This is a genomic window from Pseudomonas sp. YH-1 (assembly GCF_051990045.1).
Taxonomy (GTDB): Bacteria; Pseudomonadota; Gammaproteobacteria; order Pseudomonadales; family Pseudomonadaceae; genus Pseudomonas; species Pseudomonas nicosulfuronedens.
Genome location: NZ_CP178184.1, coordinates 4783485 through 4805033, shown reverse-complemented (window position 1 = coordinate 4805033; position 21549 = coordinate 4783485). Strand labels below are relative to the sequence as shown.

The following is a 21549-nucleotide window of genomic DNA, read 5'->3' as shown; positions in this document are numbered from 1 at the left end:
GAACTTTTCTTGAACACGTTCGGTGAGCTCCATCTGGGGCCGGTATAGCTGCTTCAGCAAGCCGATCTCGGACGGGTGACGTCCTCGTACCTGAGGACCCCGAGCCAGCTGGTCGCTCATCATTTCCCCTGTGCCACTCCGCAGCAGAGCTTCCGAAGAAAAAACCAGCAATCGGAAGAATCCTACAGAAAATCCCTTTAAGAAAAGAAAAGTCCGATTTCTGCGTTTTCTGTAGGACTCGATCATTTCTCCAACGTTTCAGAACGCGCCAAAAGCGCACACGGAACCCGTCACAAGCGGTTCAAACAGTTGGAGTCGAGGTCTAAAAGATGAACAAGGTATTTCGTGTCGTGCGCAACTCCGCCACGGGTCTGTGGACCGCGGTGTCCGAGAACGCAAAAGGGCACCGGAAATCTGCTGCCGGTACTCTTGCGTCTGCCATTTTGGCGACTCTCATGGCCCCCATTCTTGGCGCTGAGGCAGCAGCCCTGCCGACCTACAATCCCGCGGATAACGATGACAAGTTCGGCTCGACAGTCATCCGAGATGGCGTGACTGATACGCTTAGTGGCCCGGTAAGTAATATTGCCTTGGGGCTGTTCGATGGCGGCAACACTCCGACAACTTATCAGGACTTACTGGACGCCGGCCGTATTGTGTCCGGTGCGGAGTGGATCGGCGCCGCGCGGGTATCGGTTGATGCTCTCACGAAAACCGTTCTGATTCCGGACCGGGTTTCAGGTGGCACATCCACCATTGCCGTGCACGATTCGGCCAAGCTGGTTGCGTTGTCCGCTATTACTGGTGCAACCAGCGTCGGCGTAGTGAAAGGCGTTGGCGATCAGCAGTACATCGATATGCGACTGGGCACTGTTGACGCCTCTGGCGGCACGCTGAACGTTAATCTCGGTGACAGTTCGCAAGCCGTCACCAGTGCGGCCAACAGTCTTCAGAATCTGGCGGCCAAACAATCGTCCCTGTTCTACGTGGATGGCTCGGGGGCTGGACGCAGCGAGCTTAATTGGACTTCCAAGAATATTATTGGCTTGCGTGCGAACCAGACGACTGCTTCAGGCACTGCCGGCAGTTCCGTTACTGGTGTGGCCACCTTTGGTGGCACCTTCACCGCGTTTGATGGCAGCCAACGAACCGTCGCGAACGTTGAAGATCAGCGCGCGTACAACGACTGGTTGATTGCTCAACTGCAATCGGGCGCTCTTGCGGCTGATCGCTATACGGCAGAGTTCAACAAAGGGCTGACGACTGCAGCCCAGACTATTGTCGTCAATGCTGCTCCCGCAGCGGGTGACGAGCTTTTGATTGCACCTGGCACCAACGTATTGGTTGAGGTTTCCGGCGCGAAGGCGACCGGTCACATTGCTCAGGGAGCTGCCTTGATCGGTGCGCAAAACCAGATCACTTATGTCATGAGTGCCCGCCAAGGCGGACATCTTGTCAATGATGGCATAGTGGGGCACTCAGGGACTGGTGTGAGTACGGTGCTGAATGCAACGGGCAGTGGCAGTCAGGTTGAGAATAATGGTGTCCTTAATGCAGGCTTTGTGCAGAACGAGGACGGTTCGATAGACAGTACCGGCGGATCGCGAGTCATTGGTGTCGAAGCTTCCAGCAGCGCCACTGCAACCAACAGCGGTGTAATCAACGTGGCCACTGCCGGTTCAACCGGTGGCGGCGTCAGCGTCGGGATTCAGGCTTCGAGCGGTGCGTTTGTGCGCAATGATGGGAACATCAATATCGGTGTCAACGGTACTGGCGGTGGCCAGGGTAGCTTTGGCGTAGATGTTCGCGATTCCCGTTTCACCAATAATGGTGAAATCTACCTTGGTCGCGGTCCGCAGCTTCAGAACAGTGATGCCGTTGAGGAAGTTGCGCTGTCCAGCAATTCCGCCAATAGCTTGGTGGGTATCCGGTCGTACTGGGGGGGGAATACAAGTGTTGTAGAGAATGCCGGTGACATCACCATCGGCAGTCGTACGCAAAATGCGGTTGGCATCTACTCCAAGACTGCCTCGCGCATTACCAACTCCGGCACCATCAACGTCAATGGGGCAGTCGATGGTGATCCGCGTCTGAACGTTGGCATGCTCGCCGTTGAGGGCGCAGCGAATCTCTCCAACACAGGTTTCATCAATCTTAATGGTATCAATGGTGTAGGGCTGAAGGCCGTGGTCTCACCTGAGGCTATCGGAAGCACCGCGAGTATCCGCAACTCCGGGATAGTCAATGTGGCCGGTGGACTGGCAAGCAATGGATTGGGCAATTACGGCATCTGGTCCGAAGGTGCTGGTGCCAAGGTAGACATTGCAGGTGGTGCGGTGAATCTCAAGGGTGATGGAGCAATCGGCGCTCGTGCGGAGCGTGGAGGTAACATCACCGTCTCCGGTGGAACGGTTCACTTTGACTCTGGCAAGCAGCAGTATGGGTTCATAGCTTCCGGTCGTGGCTCCTCGGTTGATATCAATAGTGCATCTGCCGCGGGGCTCGATGTTTCCACCGAAGGCTCGACCCTGTTCCGCATCCAGGACGGCGCTAAGATCAACAACAACGCTGCCGTCAAGCTGATCGCCTCGGGCAAGAACTCTACTGCGCTGCAGGTTACTGGCGAGGGCTCCACTGCCAATCTGGATGCGCTGGATATTACCGTTTCTGGCGATGGCGCTACTGCACTGAAAGTCGAAGGCGGTGCGACTGGGCAGATGTCCGGTTCGGCCAAGCTGGCCCTGAAGGACGGCACTACCGCCGTGGTGGTGGACAATACCAGGTATGACCTGACCGGTAATGCGGTGGGAGCAGCTCAGTCAGTGTTCACCAACCTTGCCAATTTTTCGGTCGAGGCTGCCCGCGACGTAACCGCTTTCGTGGTGAAGAGTGGCGCCGAACTCGTTAACGCAGGGGACATCCACCTTTCCCATGGCACCGCAATTGAGGTGGTCGGCTCGGGCTCGATGGTCACCGCCGATGCCAGCGGTAAACGCGGCAAGATCACTGTTGACGATGGCAAAGCCGGTATATTTGTTCATGACGGCGCGTCGTTGACAACCAACGACCAAATTACTGTCGACAATAGTGCATCCGGCGTCTTGGTTGGCGCGGATGCCGGTCGAGTCGTGATCGGGCCGGACGCTCATATCACGGGTAAGGGCTCATCCTACGGCAATTTGGTCACCAACCAGTCCGGCAACGGTAACGTGCTGGTCGATGGTGCAACGCTGGAAATGCAGGGTTCCGGTGCTGCGTTGCTGAGCGAGAGCAACCTCGACGCCAGCTCCCATGGTCACGTGATCGTCAGCAGCCAGGTCGGCGGCAAAGGTATCGCGTTGAGCGGTGCCGATGGCTCGATGACAGGCAGCGACCTGGTACTCGGCCCGAATTGGACGATCGATGTAACCGGCAATGGTGCTGGCGTGTACACCAACACGACTGGCGACCTGATGCTTGACGGTTCGAAGGTTTCCATCAGTGGAACCGGTGTCGGTATCAACGCCGATGCAGCTGGACAGGTCCACATTGCGGGCGACACCCGGATCACTGCTTCGAATGTCGATGCGGTACTGATTACCGGCAACCCGACGTCGCTCATCAACGAAGGCACCCTCCAAGCGAGCAGCAACACTGCAACAGCCATTCGCCTGGGCGCGGGTGATGTCAGCCTTGCCAACGTCAATGGCGGCAGGATCACCGGCGCTGTTGATCTGGGTGCCGGCAATGACACCGTACTGCTGGAAGACAGCGTGCTGGACGGAGCGCTCTTGCTGGGTGACGGCAACGATAGCGTGACTGTGCGTGGCAACGACGTCAGCCATGGCTTGATCGACGGTGGTGTAGGCGGCAATGATCAACTGATCTTCGATAGTCACGACTACGTCGCCGACGCCAGCAACATCGACCAGCTGCGCAACTTCCAGCGGGTGGATCTCTGGAACAGCAGGCTGGACTTGCAGCGCGACTTCTTCCTGGGTGACTACAACAACGGCGATGGCGTGCTGAGTGTGGGCGAGGGCAGCCAACTGGCTTCCTCTGGTACACACACTGTGCACGGCAGTGTCGACAATAGCGGACTGATTACCCTGGCCAATGGCGCGGCTGGTGACACCCTGACCGTGAGCGGCAACTATGTGGGGCGTAATGGCCTGCTGGAGCTGGACACCGAACTGGGCGATGACAACTCCGCCAGTGACAAGCTGGTAGTGAAGGGCGATAGCGCCGGGTCCACCCAGGTCAAGATCAACGCCACGGCCGACTCCGGCGCCTACACCCAAAAGGATGGCATCCAGGTCGTACAGGTGGACGGCAAGTCCGATGGTCTGTTTGCGCTGAGCAACCGCGTTGTGGCGGGTGCCCGCGAGTACTTGTTGGTGCAGGGCGGCAAGGCCAACCCGGCCAACGGCAATTGGTATCTGCGCTCGGAGAATCCGAACCCTCAACCCGATCCGGTTATTGACCCGCAGCCTGAGACGGTCGTTGATCCTGCCATTGACCCGCAGCCGGAACCGGTTGTTGATCCAGTCGTTGAGCCGCAGCCGGAACCGGCTGTTGATCCAGTCGTCGATCCGCAGCCAGAGCCGGTCGTAGATCCGATCGTTGACCCGCGGTCCGAGAAAGTCGTGACGCCGACCGCTGAGTCGCAGCCTAGGTCGACAGCCGAGCCAACTCCAGTCTACCGTCCGGAAATTGGTGCTTACCTGGGCAACCAGTTGGCTGCCGTGAGCATGTTCCAGCACACCCTGCACGACCGTCTGGGTGAAGTCGACTTCACCGAACGCCAGCGCAGCGAAGGTAACGGCAAGGAGCACCAGGCTGTATGGACTCGTATGGTCGGTCGAGGTTTCGACAGCGCCACCGGTGCTGATCAGGTGCACTCCAAGACCCATACCCAACTGATGCAACTGGGCGCCGAACTGGGGCAGTGGACTGATGGCGACAGCCGCACCCACTTTGGCGTCATGGCCGGTGCTGGCAGTGCCGACACCCAGGTCAGCTCCAAACTGATCGGTGCCAAGGCCAAAGGCAAAGTCGACGGCTACAGTGTCGGCGTCTACGGTACCTGGTTCGCCGATGCCTCCAGCCCGACCGGTCTGTACCTCGACAGCTGGGCACAATACGGTTGGTATGACAACAGCGTACGTGGCGATGGCCTGAGCAAGGAGACCTACAAATCCAAGACCCTGAGTGGCTCGGCGGAAGTGGGCTACGCCATGGAGCTGGGCCGTAGTGACAAGCATGCCTGGTACCTCGAGCCGCAGGCCCAGGTAATCTTGAGCCGGTACAGCGCTGACAATCACAAGGAAGGCAATGGCACTGAAGTCAAGGTCGAGCAGGGTACTGGCGTGACGACTCGCCTGGGGGGCCGTGCCTACGCTCGCCCGCTGGATTCCAGCAAGAAGCGCCTGCAACCGTTCGTGGAAACCAACTGGTGGCACAACGGTAAGTCCCAGTCGATGTCCTTCAGCGGCGAAACCCAGGGCGCCAACCTGGCCTCGGATGTGTACGAGCTCAAGGTCGGCGCCCAGGCTGAACTGATCAAGGGCTGGACCGCTTACGGTCACGTTGGTGGCCAGAAGGCGCGTGGTGACCAGACTCAGGCAGAGGCACAGCTGGGGATCAAATACAGCTGGTGATTCCGGGCTGTAAGGTCTTGGAAGGCCGCTTCCGGGGAGATCCGGAAGCGGTCTTTTCAATTCTGCAGTCGCAAAGGTCGATAGTCGGCCGTGCCCCTGTGGACTGGCATCGTAGACCGGCGGGTTCAGGTCAGCTCTGCACCCGACAGCGTTGCTCTCACCACGTGCTCGCTTGTCTGTCGGTTTTGCTTGGAGTTCTCTTGCTTGGGCCTTGCTGCGATTGGTAGCCTTCCGCATCTGAAAAAACCAGCAGGGCTGGGTATGGCGATCCGGGTTGTCGAAGCACAAGAAGTAGATCAGCAGCGCATAGCCATTCCTGGTTGGGAACAGCAGTACACACAGATGTCTGCCGGACGATTCTCCGGGCGCATCCTGCATGCCGAGGTCGAGGGGATCGAGCTCTACGAGGAGCAGATGAACCTGCGCGTGGAGCAGGAATTCCACGCCCCGCCCGGCGCGTTGGTGTTCAGCTTCGACATGTCCGATAACGCCCTCTACCTGCTCGATGGGGAAACCCGCAACGCCTGGGTCACGCCGGAGAACTACCGCGAGGTGGCGGTGGTGATCAAGGAATCGGCGAACTGGGGCCAGCCGGCCGACGCCTTCGCTGACCTGGTGCTGACGCCGCTGCGCTCGGGCCACTGCCAGTCGGTGGCGACTTCCCTGAGCAACCTGCTCACCGGTGCATCGACCGGCGACGACCCGATGGATGCACCGGGTGTGGCGCAGAGCATCGTTTCCCACTGTTTCTCGCTGCTCTGCGAAGCGCCCCTGGATGGCGAACGCCGCGCGCGTTCCATCGTCCAGGCCAAGCGTGTGGTACAGCGGGTCAAGGAAGTGGTGAACGACTGCCCCGACGAGCAGTTCGGCATGGCCGACCTTGCCGCCAAGGCGGGCATTTCACCGCGCACTCTGCAGCAGTCGTTCCTGCATTACGCCGGCATGCCACCGATCGTCTGGCTTCGCAACCGCCGCCTGAATGCGGCGCGGCGCGACCTGCTGGCCGCCGCCGAGTCCGGCGTGACTGTGGCCGAGGTAGCGATGAAGTGGTCGTTCTGGCACCTGGGGCGGTTTTCCCAGTCGTATTTCGCGCTGTTCGGCGAGTATCCGAAGACCACGGCGAAGCAGGGTGGCCGGGCCTGAGTCATAGGCACAGGCTTGGCGTTGAACCGTAGGATGGGTGGAGCGCAGCGATACCCATCAATCGCGATCGCCGCAGCATGGGTATCGCTGCGCTCCACCCATCGTACAAGTGCCCCTCGATCAGCCGATCAGCTCACGCACCCGATACCACGCCATGCCCAGGGCCAGCAGCGGCGAACGCAGCAGCTTGCCGCCGGGGAAGGTCAGGTGAGGCACGGCGCTGAACAGGTCCAGCCCCTTGCTCTCGCCCTGATGGATGGCCTCGGCGAGCAGCTTGGCCGACCAGTGCGTGACGTTCAGCCCGTGGCCGGAATAGCCCTGGGCGAAGTACACATTGGGATGGGACATGAGCCGTCCGACCTGCGGGAAGCGATTGGCGGTGATGCCGATCATGCCGCCCCACTGGTAGTCGAGCTTCACCTGTTCCAGCTGTGGGAACACCTTGAGCACCTTCGGCCGCATGTAGGCGCCGATGTCTGCCGGGTCGCGCCCGGAGTAGTGGCAGGCGCCGCCGAACAGCAGGCGACGATCGGCCGTCAGGCGGTAGTAGTCCAACCCCACCTTCTGGTCACACAGCGCCATGTTCTGCGGGATCAGTTGCGCTGCCAGTTCCTCGGACAGGGGCTCGGTCGCCACCACGTAGCTGCCGGCGGGCAGCACCTTGCCGGTGAGCTTGGGTTCCAGCTCCTCCAGGTGTGCGTTGCAGCCCAGTACCAGGGTCTTCGCCAGCACCCGACCCTGCGCACAGTGCACGACAGCCGTGCTGCCGTGCTCGATGCGCAGTACCGGGCTCTGTTCGAAGAGCTGCGCGCCGAAGGCCTTGGCCGCACGGGCCTCGCCCTTCACCAGGTCGAGCGGGTGCAGGTGACCCGAGCCCATGTCGATGTGCCCGCCGGCGTAGCAGTCGCTGGCGACCACTTCGCGCATGCGCTCCGGCGGCACCAGGCGGGTCTCGTGCGGATAGTCCGACGCGCTCAGCGACTCCTGCTCGCGGACCATGGCGGCGTATTGCGCCGGGGTATTGGCCAGCTCGCAGAAGCCCCAGCGCAGGTCGCACTCGATGCCCAGTTCCTGGATGCGCTCGGCGACCAGGGCCACCGAGTCGACACCCGCCTGCTCAAGGTACTGCACGCCTTCCTCGCCGACGTACTTGGCGAAACCGCTGACGTCGTGACCGATGCCACGGATCAGTTGCCCGCCGTTGCGCCCGCTGGCACCCCAACCGATGCGCCGGGCTTCCAGCAGCACCACGGAGTGGCCATGGCGGGCCAGCTCCAGGGCTGCGTTCACGCCAGTGAAGCCGCCGCCGATCACGCAGACGTCCGCCCGCACATCCCCGGTGAGGGAAGGGTACTGCTGACGGTCGCGGGCGGTCGCGGCGTAATAGGACGCGGCGTGCTCCTCGGTGTGCTTCATGGAAGTTTCTCGACTCATTGGTTGAACTTGATCTTGCTCCAGCTGCGGGTCATCAGGCGCATGATCTTGGGCGGCGGCGCCTTGGCGATGTACAACTTGTCGAGCACGGCCTGGCTCGGGTAGACCTCGGGGTTGTTCTGCATCTCTTCAGGCAGCAAGGTCTTGGCGTCAGCGTTGGCGCTGGGGTAGCCGACGTACTCGCTGATGCCGGCGATCACCTTCGGATCGAGGACGTAGTTGATGAACGCCAGGGCCTGTTCCGGATGGCCTGCATCCGAGGGGATCGCCATCAGGTCGAACCACAGGTTCGCGCCTTCCTTGGGAATGCTGTAGGCGATCTCGATGCCGTTCTTGGCTTCCTTGGCGCGCGCGGCCGCCTGGAATACGTCGCCGGAGTAGCCGAAGGCCACGCAGATGTTGCCGTTGGCCAGGTCCGAGATGTACTTCGAGGAGTGGAAGTAGGTGACGTACGGGCGCACCGCCACCAGCTTGGCCTCGGCCTTGGGATAGTCCGCCGGGTTGGTGCTGTTGGGGTCGAGGCCCAGGTAGTTGAGTACCGAGGGGATCATCTCGTCGGGCGAGTCCATGAAGGCCACGCCGCACGCGCTGAGCTTCTTGATGTTCTCCGGCTCGAACAGCACCGACCACGAATCGATCTTGTCGACGCCCAGCACCTGCTTGACCTTGGCGACGTTGTAGCCGATGCCGTTGGTGCCCCACAGGTAGGGCACCGAGTGCTTGTTGCCCGGGTCGTTCTGTTCCAGCAGCTTGAGCAGCGTCGGGTCCAGGTGCTTCCAGTTCGGCAGTTTGCTGCGGTCGAGCTCAAGGAACACGCCGGCCTGCACCTGGCGGGTCAGGAAGTGGTTGGACGGCACCACCACGTCGTAGCCGGAGCGGCCCGCCAGCAGCTTGCCTTCCAGGGTCTCGTTGGAATCAAAGACGTCGTAGACCGGCTTGATCCCGGTGGTCTTCTGGAAGCCGGCGAGGGTGTCCGGAGCGATGTAGTCGGTCCAGTTGTAGATGCTGACGGTCGGTTCAGCGTGCACGGCCGTGGCCATCATGGCCAGGGCGAAGGGCGCAAGGGTGCGCAGCAGTCTCATGGGGACTCCCGAATTGTTGTTGTGAAGTCGGTGACGCGGAATCAGACGCTCAGCAGGAGGAACTCACGCTCCCAGGAGCTGATCACCCGCTTGAAGTTCTCGTGTTCAGTACGCTTCACGGCGACGTAGCCCTGCACGAACTTCTCGCCGAGGAATTCCTTGAGCACGGCGCAGTCTTCCATCTGCTGCAGCGCATCCTCGATGGTGATCGGCAGGCGCAGGTTGCGGCGCTCGTAGGCGCGACCCTGTACCGGAGCGCTGGGGTTGACCTGTTCGATCATGCCCAGGTAGCCGCAGAGCAGGCTGGCGGCCAGCGCCAGGTACGGGTTGGCGTCGGCGCCCGGCAGGCGGTTTTCCACGCGCATGGCGATGGGCGGCGCGGACGGTACGCGCAGGCCGACGGTGCGGTTCTCTTCGCCCCATTCGACGTTCACCGGCGCGGAGGTGTCCGGCAGGAAGCGGCGGAAGGAGTTCACGTTGGGCGCGAACATCGGCAGCACTTTCGGGATGTACTTCTGCAGGCCGCCGATGTAGTGCAGGAACAGCTGGCTCATGGAGCCGTCTTCGGCGGCGAAGATGTTCTTGCCGGTGGCGATGTCCAGCACGCTCTGGTGAATGTGCATGGCGCTGCCGGGCTCGTCGGTGATCGGCTTGGCCATGAAGGTGGCGCTGACGTCGTGCTTGAGCGCGGCTTCGCGCATGGTGCGCTTGAACACGATGATCTGGTCGGCCAGGCTCAGCGCGTCGCCGTGACGGAAGTTGATTTCCATCTGCGCCGGGCCGTCTTCGTGGATCAGCGTGTCCAGGTCCAGGCCCTGCAGTTCGCACCAGTCGTAGACGTCCTCGAACAGCGGGTCGAATTCGTTGGCGGCGTCGATGGAGAAGCTCTGGCGGCCGCTTTCCGGGCGGCCGGAGCGGCCCACGGGGGCTTCCAGCGGGAAGTCCGGGTCGCTGCTGCGCTTGGTCAGGTAGAACTCCATCTCCGGCGCCACCACCGGGCTCCAGCCCTTGTCGGCGTAGAGCTTGAGTACGCGCTTCAAGACGTTGCGCGGGGATAGCTCGATGGGGTTGCCGACCTTGTCGAAGGTGTCGTGGATGACCATCGCGGTCGGTTCTAGCGCCCAGGGCACCAGGAAGATGGCGTCCGGGTCGGGACGGCAGACCATGTCGATGTCCGCTTCGTCGAGCAGGTCGTAATAGACATCGTCATCGACGAAATCGCCGGTGACGGTCTGCAGCAACACACTTTCGGGGAGACGCATGCCCCCCTCGCCGAGGAACTTGTTGGTGGGGGAAATCTTGCCGCGGGCGATGCCGGTGAGATCGCTCACCACGCATTCGACTTCGGTGATTTTCTGTTGCTTCAGCCGTTGCTCCAGTTGCTCGGCGGGGGTGGTCATACAAGCCTCGGTTTTTTTGGTTTTGTAGTGAATGCACGTGCAGCGGGGGTGCTGCCAGGCGAGGCTAGTGTCAGCTGGAGGCGCGGGTGCGTTCTATCCACTTTCCGCAAGGCTGGGGAATCGCTGTGGAAAAGGCATTCCCGGAAACGCAAACAGCCCCGGACGCCAATGGCGGCCGGGGCTGTTGATGTTAACGCCAGCAGACGGCGGAATCAGACGCCCGACTTGATCCGGCTCCAGTCGCGGGTGATCAGGCGCAGGATCGAAGGGGTCGGCGGCAGGCTGACGTACATGCCCTTCACCAGTTGTGCGTCCGGGTACACGGCCGGGTTGCCGCGGACCTGCTCGTCCATCAGCGCCTTGGCTGGCACGTTGGCGTTGGCGTAGTGCAGGTAGTCGCTGGTTTTTGCGATCACGTCCGGGCGCATCAGGTAGTTGATGAAGGCATGGGCGCCCTCGGGGTTGCGCGCGTCCTTCGGGATGGCCAGGTTGTCGAACCAGATGTTGGTGCCTTCCTTCGGCACGCTGTACTCCACCTGTACCGAGCCTCCGGCTTCCTGGGCGCTTTTCTGCGCCTGCAACACGTCGCCGGAGAAGCCGATGGCGATGCAGACGTTGCCGTTGGCGAGGTCGGCGATGTACTTGGTCGAGCTGAAGTAGGTGACCGAGGGCTTCAGGCTTTCCAGCAGCTTGGTGCCGGCTTCGTAGTCCGCCGGGTTGTTGCTGTTCGGGTCCTTGCCCAGGTAGTGCAGGGCCAGCGGCAGGATCTTCGCCGGCGAGTCGAGGAAGGCCACGCCGCAGCCCTTGAGCTTGGCGAGGTTCTCCGGCTTGAACACCAGGTCCCAGGAGTCCAGCGGGGCGTCGGCGCCCAGCGCGGCCTTGATCTTCGCCGGGTTGTAGCCCACGCCGACGGTGCCCCACAGATAAGGCACGGCGAAGCGGTTGCCGGGGTCGGACTGGGCCACGCGGGCCAGCAGGTCGGGGTCGAGGTTCTTGCGGTTGGGCAGCAGCGCGTCATCCAGCGGTCGGTAGACGCCGGCCTTGAGCTGGCGGGCGAGGAAGTCCGCCGAGGGCACCACCACGTCGAAGCCGGAATGCCCGGTGAGCAGCTTGGCCTCCAGCACTTCGTCGGACTCGAAGGCATCGAGCACCACCTTGATCCCGGTTTCCTTCTGGAAGTCCGCCAGCACGGTGGGCCCGATATAGTCGGCCCAGTTGGCGAAATGCACCTCTTGCGGCGCCGCCAGCACCGGCAACGCGACGCCGGCCAGCAGACCGGCCAGACAACCCAAAGCACGCTTGTTCATCTTCACTCCTGGGGGCGCCGGCTAGCGCGGCGCCCATGCGATCGGCAGGTGGGAATCGGGCCTTGTTCTGTTGTTGTCGGCCCTGGCCGAAAACTAGGCGCGGCGCGGCCTGGCGTCGTTCTTCCGTGCACGGGCGGAATCGGTCATGCTCCTGCGGACCCGCGACACTGTGCAGGGCAGGGTCACCGCCCTACGCTGGCGGCCCTCATGGCGGAGGCAAGAACATGAATGATGAAACCGAGCGCACCCGCGAGGTGGTCACGCGTTACCACCAGTGCTGGATGAACCGCGACGTCGAGGGCGTGCTGGCGATGTTCCATCCGCAGGTGCAGTACTGCGACTTCTACAACGACCTGGAAATCCCCGCCAGCGAGTTGCCCGGCTATATCCGCACCGCCATGCCGCGCAGCCCGCAGCACCACATCGAGCACATCGACCAGATTCGCGCCGATGGCGACACCGCCTTCATCCAGTACCGCTCGCGCCTGACGTTGCGGCGCAGCAGCCGGCTGGCCTCGTTCCGCGCCAGCGAAGCGATTACCGTGCGCGACGGGCTGATCTGGCGCGTCCACGAATATGCAACGCCAGTGCGCGAGCAGCGCGAGGAGGGCGTCAAGGACCAGCGCCGCCTGGGGCTGAACTCCGCGCAGGTGGGGAAGATGCTGCTGGATATCGAGTCCTACTTCGGCAGCGCCCATCCCTATCTCGACCCGGAGATGGACCTGGAGCGCCTGGCGCGGGCCACCGGCTACACGCGCAACCAGATTTCCTACCTGCTCAACCAGGTGCTCGGCCAGAGCTTCTACCGCTACCTGAACCAGGCGCGTATCGGCCATCTGCTGGAGCGCCTTCGGGAAGAACCGACGGCGCGCATCGATGAACTGGCGTTCGCGGTGGGCTTCAATTCGCTGTCGGTGTTCTACCGCTGCTTTCGCGAGCACACCGGTCAGCCGCCGCGCGCGTACCTGGCGGCGCTACAGGAAGGACGCCCGGCCTGAGCGGCCGGGCGTGTCGCTCAGAGCACGGCGTCGAGCAGGCGATACCAGGCAATGCCCACGCCCAGGTACAGGCGTTGCAGCCCGTGGAAGGGGATCGGTCGCACCGGCGTGATCGGGAAGGGGAAGTCCTTCTCGCGGTCCAGCAAGCGCTCTGCCAGGTGCCGGCCCAGGGCCGAGGCCATGGCGATGCCGCGACCGTTGTAGCCCAGCAGGATGCTGAGGTTGGGGGCCGGTTCATGCAGGCGTGGCATGAAGTCCGGCGTCAGCGCCACGCGGCCACTCCACTGGTACTCGAACTCGACCTCCGCCAGCTGCGGGAACAGCCCCAGCAGCGAGCGCTTGAGGTGCAACCAATCACCGGGCGAGCGCGGCTCGGCAAATGGGCCGCGACCGCCCAGCAGCAGCCGGCCGCGCGCGTCCTGCTTGAAGTACAACAGCAGCCGGCGCGCATCCGAGCAGACTTCGCCACCGGGCAGCACGCTGCGCCGCAGGTGCTCCGGCAGGGGTTTGGTCGCAACGATGAAGCTGTTGGCGGCGATCACCGTCTGCCGCAGCTTTGGCCACAGGTCGTCGCTGTAGCCATTGGTGGCAAGGATCACCCGCTCGGCGGTGACCTTGTGCCCCGCGTCGGTGGTGAGCTGCCAGCCGCTGCCGTGGCGGCGCAGGTCGGTCACGCGGTTGTGTCCGTGAATGTCCGCGCCTTCACTCAACGCTGCTCGCGCCAGACCGCGCACGTAGCTCAACGGCTGGACACTGCCGGCGCGCGGGTCGACCCAGGCGCCGAGGTAGTCCTTGCTGCCGATGCGCTGGGCGACGCTGCTCTTGTCGAGCATCTCCACCGGTACGCCGCGCTGGCGCCACTGCTCGGCGCGCTTCTCGATGGCGCGCAGGGCGGCCGGCGAGGCAGCCGGTTGAATCCAGCCCTTGCGGGTGGCTTCGCAATCGATGTCGTAGCGGCGGATCAGCTCGAAGACTTCATCGGCAGCGCTGCCAGCCACTTCGATCAGGCGCTCGGCCCTGTCGCCGCCGAACATGCGCCGCAGGTCATCGGGGTCATGCTTGAGACCGGGAATCACCTGCCCGCCGTTGCGTCCGGAGGCGCCCCAGCCCGGCTCGCCGGCATCCAGCACGCAGACGCGTACGCCATTGCGGGCCAGGTGCAGGGCGGTGACCAGGCCGGTGTAGCCGGCGCCGACGATGGCGACGTCGACCTGCTTGTCTTCAGCCAGCGCCGGTGTGGCCGGGCCGGCGTTAGCGGTGGCTGCCCACAGCGAGGGCGGCAGTGCCAGGGGCTGGGCGTTCATGCCTGGCCCCCGTCGGTGTTGAGCAGGCGCCGGAGGAATTCCTGGGTGCGCGGCTGGCTCGGCGCGCCGAGTACATCCTTGGCTGCGCCTTCCTCGACGATACGGCCGCCATAGAGGAAGCACACCTTGTCCGCCACTTCGCGGGCGAAGCCCATCTCGTGGGTTACCACCACCATGGTCATGCCCTCGTCGGCGAGCTTGCGCATCACCGCGAGCACTTCGCCCACCAGTTCCGGGTCCAGCGCCGAGGTCGGCTCGTCGAAGAGGATCGCCTTGGGCCGTATGGCCAGGGCGCGGGCGATGGCGACGCGTTGTTGCTGGCCGCCGGAGAGTTCGTCCGGGTAGGCGTCCATGCGGTGGCTCAGGCCGACCTTCTCCAGCAGGGCGCGGGCGTGTTCGCGGGCCGCTTCGGGTCGTTCCTTCTTCACGTACACCGGGCCTTCCATGACGTTCTGCAGGGCGGTGCGGTGGGGGAACAGGTTGAAGCGCTGGAACACCATCGCCACCTGGGTGCGGATTTCATGGATGGAGTTGGCGTGGCGGTCGACGCGTTCCTGGCCGACCAGGATGTCGCCACCCTCGTAGGTTTCCAGGCCATTGATGCAGCGCAGCAGCGTGGACTTGCCCGAGCCGGACGGGCCGATCAGGCACACCACCTGGCCGCTTTCCACCGACAGGTCGATGCCTTCGAGGACGCGGGTGCTGCCGTAGCTTTTGTGCAGCGACTGGATACGGATCATGTTTTCTTCCTCGTGGCGATGCGCGCTTCGAGGCGGCGCAGGGCGAACGACAGCGGCAGGCTGAGGGCCAGGTAGAGCAGGGCGACCAGGGTGTAGACGGTCATGTTCTCGAAGGTCGAGGAAGCGATCAGCTGGCCGGCGCGGGTCATTTCGGCGACGGTGATGGTGGACACCAGCGAGGAGTCCTTGAGCATCATCACCAGGGTATTGCCGTAGGGCGGCAGGGCGATGCGGAAGGCCTGCGGCAGCACCACCCGGCGCATGATCATCGGGCCGCGCATGCCGAGGGATTCGGCGGCTTCGATCTGCCCCTGCTGGATGGCCTGGATACCGGCGCGGAAGTTCTCCGCCTGGTATGCCGAGTAGGCGATGCCCAGGCCGATGATGCCGGCCTGCATGGCGCTGAGTTGCACGCCGAAGTCGGGCAGCACGAAGTAGATGTAGAACAGCTGCACGATGATCGGCAGGCCACGGATGACGTTGACCACGGAGATGCCGAACAGGGCGACGGCGCGGACTTTCGACACCATCATCAGGGCAAAGGCCAGGCCGATGAGCGAGCTGAGCAGAAAGGAGGCAATCGTGACTTGCACGGTGACCACCGCGCCATTCAGGAGAATGGGCAGGAAGTCCAGGGCGTTCTGGAAAAACATGGGCTTGTCCGTGGGCGGAAATCAGGGGCGGCCGTCACCCTTCACCGGGCGCGAGGCTCCGGCGAAAGGCGCGGGTGAGACTTGGGAATGGTGTGAAGCGGGCGGACGTCAGTCCAGATGCCACTTGCCGATGATGCCGGCCAGGGTGCCGTCGGCCTTGATGCTGGCGATGCCCTTGTTCACCTGGGCGAGCAGCTGCGGATCGCCCTGGCGCAGGATCAGGCAGACCTCGCCCTTGATCTGCGGCTGGTAGCTGTCCACCAGGCGTACCTTCTTCAGGCTGCCCTTGGCCATCTGGTAGGCGAGGATCGGATGGTCGCCGAAGCCGGCCTTGATGCGCCCGAGCGCCAGGTCGCGAGTGAGGTCGGCGAGGGAGTCGTAGCCGCGCACCTCCTTGAAGATGCCGCGCTGGTTGAGCTTGTCGATGAAGATGGTGCCGACCTGGGCACCGACCACTTCGCCCTTGAAGTCATCCATGCTGGTGTAGGCCTTGTCATCGTCGGCACGCACCACCAGGCCTTCGCCGTACTCGAATACCGGGTCGGAGTACTGCACGACTTTTTCCCGCTCGGGAGTGCGCAGCATGGCGGCGGAGATCAGGTCGATCTTCTTCGCGGTGAGCGAGGGGATCAGTGCGGCAAAGGTGGTCTGGGCGATTTCCACTTCGAAGCCGCCGGCCTTGGCCACGGCCTGGGCGGAATCGACCATCATGCCCTGGATGCTGTTGGTCTGGATGTCGAGGAAGGTGAACGGCACGCCGGTGGCGGTGGCGCCGACCTTCAGCGGTTCGGCCTGGGCGGCCAGGGATGCAGCGCAGCTGGCGACGAGCGCGAGGGCGCAGGAAAACACGCGGAGGCGAGGATGCATTGGTGAACTCCCATTTGACGCGGTTTGTTGTCGTTATGCGTTATGGATGGCCTCGAGGTTCGGCAGGAGGCGTTGGTCGCAATATAAATGATTTACAAGAATCGTAAAGAGATTTATAAATATCGCATATCGATACTCAATGCCTGATTCAAGGCGTTCTCCCTCGCAAGGACGAGACATGAGCGACAACGAAAACAGCCTGTTCAACCAGTCGCTGGAAAAAGGCCTGGCGGTGCTACGCGCCTTCAATGCGCGCAACCGCACGATGAACCTGGCCGAGGTGGCCGAGGCCGCCGATATCACCAAGAGCTCGGCGCAGCGGATGATCCATACCCTCGAAGCACTGGGGTATGTCAGCAAGCACCCACAGACCAAGCGCTTCCAGCTGACGCCGCAGGTAATGGAGATCGGCTACAACTACCTCGCCGCCGATACCCTGGTGGACGTGGCCAACCCTTTCCTCGCGGAGCTGGCGCAGACCACGGGCGAGACCACCAATCTCACCGAACCGGTACGCACCGACATGCTCTACGTGGCGCGCTTCGTCGGGCCGAAGTTCATCCCGATTCATCTGCCCATCGGCAGCCGCATTCCCATGTACTGCACCGCTTCGGGCCGCGCCTTCCTCAGCGCGTTGAGCGACGACGAGGTGCTGGAGTTGCTGCAGGACAGTGACCTGTCCAGCCACACCCAGTACACCCGCACCTCGCTGGAGGAAATCCTCAGCGAGATCGCCGAGATTCGCCGCAAGGGCTATGCGATCAACAGCGAGGAGTTGTTCCTGGGAGACATGGCGGTGGCCGCACCGGTACGCAACAGCCAGGGCCGTCCGGTCGCCTCGGTACACGTGGTGGCGCCCACCAGTCGCTGGACCCGCGAGGACGCCGAACGTCGCCTGGCACCGGCAGCCATCGAATGCGCGCGGGCGATCAGCACCTCGATCAGGACGCTCTGAGGCCGCTCGCTCAGGCATGCGGCTGCAGGGGCGCGGGGGTCTCGTCCAGCCATCGCTGCAGCTGCGCCAGGGCCCGATCGTAGTCGAAGCCTTCGATGGCTTCGGTTATCTCTCGCAGCAGCCCGGCCCGAGGCGAGTCCGCGAAGACGCGGCTCAGCCGGGCGACCAGTTCGCCGGCGCTGGTGTCGCTGTGCTCCAGCAAACCGTGCAGCTGCCGGAAGAGGGCGGTGATCTGCTCCTCGGTCATGGCGGCCGCAGGCGGCTCCGCGGGGGAAGCTGTGGCGAGATTCGCCACGCTCGCCAGCACCGTCTCCAGTTGCGCCTGCACATCCAGCAACAGGCGCGAGGTCAGTGCTTCCGAGGACGATCCAAGGCAGGCGTCTTCCAGCGCTGTGGCGGCCCGTGCCAGTGCCAGGGCACCGATGTTCGCGGCCGCGCCGCGCAGGGTGTGGGCGGCGCGGCGACGGATCGTCGGGTCGGTCGCCGAGTCGAGGGCGCGGAACTCGTCGATGAAATCCCGGTAGCTGGTGTGAAAACGCCGCAGTAGTCGCTCGTAGAGTGCTGCCTTGCCGGCGCAGGTGGCGAGCCCGGCGCGGCTGTCGATACCCGGCAGGTCGAACAGGCTGGCGGGCGATGCAGTGGGTGCCGACGCGCTCGCTGTGCCCGGCCGTTGCCGCGGCTCGATCCAGCGCGACAGGGTGAGGAACATCGCGGGCGGGTCGATGGGCTTGGCGATGTGGTCGTTCATGCCGGCAGCCAGCGCCAGTTCGCGGTCCCCGGCCATGTTGTTGGCGGTCATGGCAATGATCGGCAGCTGCGCCAGTTCCGGCCGCAGGCGCAGTGCCCGGGTGGCCGCGTAACCGTCGAGCACGGGCATCTGGCAGTCCATCAGCACGCAGTCGAAACGCCTGTCGACGGCCAGCAGGTCCAGTGCTTCCTGACCGTTGCAGGCCAGCACGATCTCGATACCGGCATCGCCCAGCAGCTCCATCGCCAGCTCCTGGTTCAGCTCGTTGTCTTCCACCAGCAATATTCGGCTGCCGGCGACACGGGCCACTGCCTCGTCGGTAGCGCTCTGGCGTTCGCGACTGCGCGGCTCGACGACGTTCTGCTTGCCCAGGGCAATGTTGATCGACTCCAGCAGGGTGGAGGGCGTCACCGGTTTGGTCAGTACCGTGCCCAGTTCGACGCCGCGCTGCTGGGCCGCATCCAGCGCCTCCTCGCGGCCGAAGGCAGTGACCATGACCACCGCCGGCACCTCCTCGCAGTGGCCGTCGTGCAGACGCGCAACGACCTCGATGCCATCCATGCCCGGCATCTGCCAGTCCACCAGCACCAGCTGGTAGGGCAGCTGGCGCTGTTCCGCTTCGCTGATCCACTCCAGCGCCTCGTTGCCATTGCGCGCGACGTCCACTTCCAGCCCATAGCTGAGCGCCATGCCGGAGAGGATCTCCCGCGCCGAGGCGTTGTCGTCGACCACCAGGGCGCGCACTCCGAGCAGCTCGTCGGCCCGCAGCATGCGCCGTGGCGCGGCGGCCTCGGGGATGCCGAAGTGCGCGTGGAAGTGGAACACCGAACCCTTGCCCGGTTCGCTTTCCACCCAGATGCGCCCGCTCATGAGTTCCACCAGGCTCCTGGAGATCGACAGCCCGAGCCCGGTGCCACCGTAGCGGCGCGAAGTGGAGGAGTCGGCCTGGATGAAGGACTGGAACATGCGTCCGCACTGCTCGGAGGTCATGCCGATCCCGGTGTCGCGCAGCCAGAAGTGCAGCTCCGCGTCCTCGGCGTCGAGTGCCACAGGTTCGATGCCGAGGACAATCTCACCGCGCTCGGTGAATTTCACCGCGTTGTTGCCCAGGTTGAGCAGGATCTGCCCCAGGCGCAGCGGATCGCCGATCAGTGAGGTCGGCAGGTCCTGGCTGAGCTGGAAGAGCAGTTCCAGTGAATGCTCCTCGGCCTTGAAACCAACCATCGCGGAAAACTGCTCCAGCACGTCCTCCAGGCGGAATTCGACGTGCTCCACGCTCATCATGCCGGCCTCGATCTTCGAGAAGTCGAGGATGTCGTTGATGATACCCAGGAGCCCCTCGGCGGAGCGGTTCACCTTCTGCACGTAGTTGTGCTGGCGCGCGTCGAGCCCGCTTTTCAGGGCCAGGCTGCTCATGCCGATGATCACGTTCATCGGCGTGCGGATCTCATGGCTCATGTTGGCGAGGAACTCGCTCTTGGCCCGGGTCGCTTCCTCGGCCAGTTCCTTGGCACGGCGCATCTGCTGCTCGACCAGCTTGCGCTCGGTGATGTCGTACAGCCAGGCGAGCATGGCGGGTTCGCCGTGGTGGACTATCGGCAGGTAGGTCGCGAGGATGTCGCGCTCGGCGCCCTGGCCGTCATACAGGCGAACCTCACGCTCGAGCATCTGCTCGCCGGACAGCAGCTCGTTCCAGACCGCTTCGCGCTCCGTCTCGTCGACGTAAAGCCCGGCTGCATTGTCGCCCACCTTGAGCCCGAAGCTGGTGGCGAAGGCAGGGTTGACCAGGTGCAGGTGCTCCTGGGTGGAAATGGCGACGCTGACCGGGCTGCAGTCGAGGATGTACTGCAGGCGCTTCTCGCTTTCCTGCAGGGCTGCGGCCTGGCATTCCATCTGCTCGGCCTGGGTCAGGGTCTCCTTGAGGAGCTGTTCGGTGCGCGAGGTGCGCTCGAGGATTTCCAGGTTCATCGCCAGCAGCGGGACGAACTCGCCGAGCAGGTCGAGCTGGCTCGGGCCAAATTCCTGAACCCCCTCCAACGCGAGCACGCCGACCAGGCGCTCACCATGGATCAGCGGGAGAACATCGAGTCTCCGCGCTGGGGAGGACCCATCCTCCGCCGCGTTTTCAGGTCGGGGCAGGTGAATTGCCGCGCGCTGTTTCGCGCACTGACCGATCAGCCCCTGGCCGACGGCCACGCGATGAGGTGAGTCAGGGCCTGGCGCGTAGCTGCCCAGCAGCACCAGCTCGGCATTTTTCTCATCATGAATGTGCAGAGTGGCACGCCGCAGCCACATCGGTGGGGCCAGTGCCTCCAGGGCACGGTCGCCCAGTTGGCGGGACCCGGCGACGGACTGCATGGCCATGCTCAGCGTCGCCACCTGGGTCTTCACCCAGCGCTGGTCCGCCATCTGCCGGGCTTCGGATTGCAGGGCAGTGATGGCCCGCGCCATCTCGCCAATTTCGTTGGGGTAATCCTGGAAGGGAACGACCACGTCCAGTTCGCCCTTGCTCAGTGCGTCGACCGAGTGCCTGAGCCTGTCGGCCGGGCGGCGAATGGACAGGCTGATGAGAATGGCGAACAGGACTCCGCCACCCACGCACAAGGCGAGGAGCCAGAAGGTCAGCTCGACACTGCGAAGAAAGTGCTCGGAGGCACGATTGACCTCCAGGTCCGCTCCTGCGCGCTTGATTTGCCCCACTTCGGAAAGTGCCTGGTTGGCGACCTCGCCAGGTCGCTGGAGCTCAGTGGACGACAGCAGGGCAATCGCCGCCAGGTCCGAGGAGTGGCCCGCACTGGCAGGTTGATCGTTGAGTTGCAGCACCCGGTCGATCTGGCCCTGGTACTCCTCGTAGGCGACCTCGAAACGGATCAGCTCCTGCTGCGCGCGGGTGCGGTAGATGAGCGGACGTGCCTGTTCGATCTCCTCGCGCAAGGCCGCCTGGGTTTCCTTGAGTTGCCCCAGTGCCTGCTCCCTGGCGCCGGTGTCCGCCGCGAGCACCGTCTGGCGAACACTCCTGCCGATGCTGGCCAGCGCGACCCGGGCGGCATCGATATGGGCAAGGCCGAGCATTTCCTTTTCGTAGATCTGGGTGATCCGCTGAGTCTGCTCGCGCTGGACGTACAGGCTGTACAGACCGATGAACAGGGCAAACAGGAGGATGCCGCCAAACCCGATCACCAACCGTGTCCTCAGCTTCAGCCGCTGTAGAAAACCGAGTGGAGTCACTATCGGGGCGCCTCCTGGCGGGGCTGCTCTGGATCGATGAAGGGGGAGCAT

The 21549-nt window shown here is 63.6% G+C and carries 13 protein-coding genes; 4 read left to right on the top strand and 9 right to left on the bottom strand.

Annotation, left to right across the window (positions count from 1 at the left end):
• The first annotated feature begins 329 nt into the window (after window positions 1-329).
• Complete coding sequence (locus tag ACKI1H_RS21895) at window positions 330-5639, top strand: autotransporter outer membrane beta-barrel domain-containing protein (RefSeq protein WP_440466300.1); 5310 nt, start codon at window positions 330-332, stop codon at window positions 5637-5639.
• A gap of 342 nt (window positions 5640-5981) precedes the next feature.
• Window positions 5982-6782 (top strand): helix-turn-helix domain-containing protein, encoded by an 801-nt coding sequence (locus ACKI1H_RS21890; protein WP_440466299.1) that lies wholly within the window; start codon window positions 5982-5984, stop codon window positions 6780-6782.
• 120 nt (window positions 6783-6902) lie between these two features.
• Here the strand turns inward: ACKI1H_RS21890 and ACKI1H_RS21885 are convergent, their stop codons facing one another.
• The 4 genes from ACKI1H_RS21885 to ACKI1H_RS21870 all read right to left on the bottom strand — a co-directional run bounded on the left by ACKI1H_RS21885 (window position 6903) and on the right by ACKI1H_RS21870 (window position 12005).
• Complete coding sequence (locus tag ACKI1H_RS21885; protein WP_440466298.1) at window positions 6903-8198, bottom strand: NAD(P)/FAD-dependent oxidoreductase; 1296 nt, start codon at window positions 8196-8198, stop codon at window positions 6903-6905.
• 14 nt (window positions 8199-8212) lie between these two features.
• On the bottom strand, window positions 8213-9298 hold the full coding sequence (locus ACKI1H_RS21880; RefSeq protein ID WP_138520939.1) for a polyamine ABC transporter substrate-binding protein: 1086 nt from the start codon (window positions 9296-9298) through the stop codon (window positions 8213-8215).
• 41 nt (window positions 9299-9339) lie between these two features.
• A complete protein-coding gene (locus ACKI1H_RS21875; RefSeq protein WP_138520938.1) occupies window positions 9340-10698 on the bottom strand; it encodes a glutamine synthetase family protein in 1359 nt (452 codons plus the stop codon).
• Between the two features lie 212 nt (window positions 10699-10910).
• The gene (locus ACKI1H_RS21870) at window positions 10911-12005 is read right to left on the bottom strand and encodes a polyamine ABC transporter substrate-binding protein (RefSeq protein ID WP_440466297.1); all 1095 of its coding nucleotides are present in this window, start codon (window positions 12003-12005) and stop codon (window positions 10911-10913) included.
• 224 nt (window positions 12006-12229) lie between these two features.
• On the opposite strand from ACKI1H_RS21870, the gene ACKI1H_RS21865 reads away from it, so the two are divergent.
• Window positions 12230-13003, top strand: a complete 774-nt coding sequence (locus ACKI1H_RS21865; RefSeq protein ID WP_138520936.1) for an AraC family transcriptional regulator — start codon at window positions 12230-12232, stop codon at window positions 13001-13003.
• Between the two features lie 17 nt (window positions 13004-13020).
• On the opposite strand, the gene ACKI1H_RS21860 is transcribed toward ACKI1H_RS21865, so the two are convergent.
• The 4 genes from ACKI1H_RS21860 to ACKI1H_RS21845 form a co-directional block, all read right to left on the bottom strand.
• The gene (locus ACKI1H_RS21860; protein ID WP_440466296.1) at window positions 13021-14307 is read right to left on the bottom strand and encodes an NAD(P)/FAD-dependent oxidoreductase; all 1287 of its coding nucleotides are present in this window, start codon (window positions 14305-14307) and stop codon (window positions 13021-13023) included.
• On the bottom strand, window positions 14304-15047 hold the full coding sequence (locus ACKI1H_RS21855; protein WP_440466295.1) for an amino acid ABC transporter ATP-binding protein: 744 nt from the start codon (window positions 15045-15047) through the stop codon (window positions 14304-14306). Before ACKI1H_RS21855 ends, ACKI1H_RS21860 begins: the two co-directional genes overlap by 4 nt.
• Window positions 15044-15700: an amino acid ABC transporter permease gene (locus ACKI1H_RS21850; RefSeq protein WP_440466294.1), complete on the bottom strand. Its 657-nt coding sequence runs from the start codon at window positions 15698-15700 to the stop codon at window positions 15044-15046. Before ACKI1H_RS21850 ends, ACKI1H_RS21855 begins: the two co-directional genes overlap by 4 nt.
• 108 nt (window positions 15701-15808) lie before the next feature.
• On the bottom strand, window positions 15809-16567 hold the full coding sequence (locus ACKI1H_RS21845; protein ID WP_440466293.1) for an ABC transporter substrate-binding protein: 759 nt from the start codon (window positions 16565-16567) through the stop codon (window positions 15809-15811).
• 178 nt (window positions 16568-16745) lie between these two features.
• Between ACKI1H_RS21845 and ACKI1H_RS21840 the strand changes: the two genes are divergently transcribed.
• On the top strand, window positions 16746-17522 hold the full coding sequence (locus tag ACKI1H_RS21840) for an IclR family transcriptional regulator (protein ID WP_138520931.1): 777 nt from the start codon (window positions 16746-16748) through the stop codon (window positions 17520-17522).
• A 10-nt stretch (window positions 17523-17532) separates the two neighbouring features.
• Here the strand turns inward: ACKI1H_RS21840 and ACKI1H_RS21835 are convergent, their stop codons facing one another.
• On the bottom strand, window positions 17533-21549 hold the full coding sequence (locus ACKI1H_RS21835) for a response regulator (RefSeq protein ID WP_440466292.1): 4017 nt from the start codon (window positions 21547-21549) through the stop codon (window positions 17533-17535).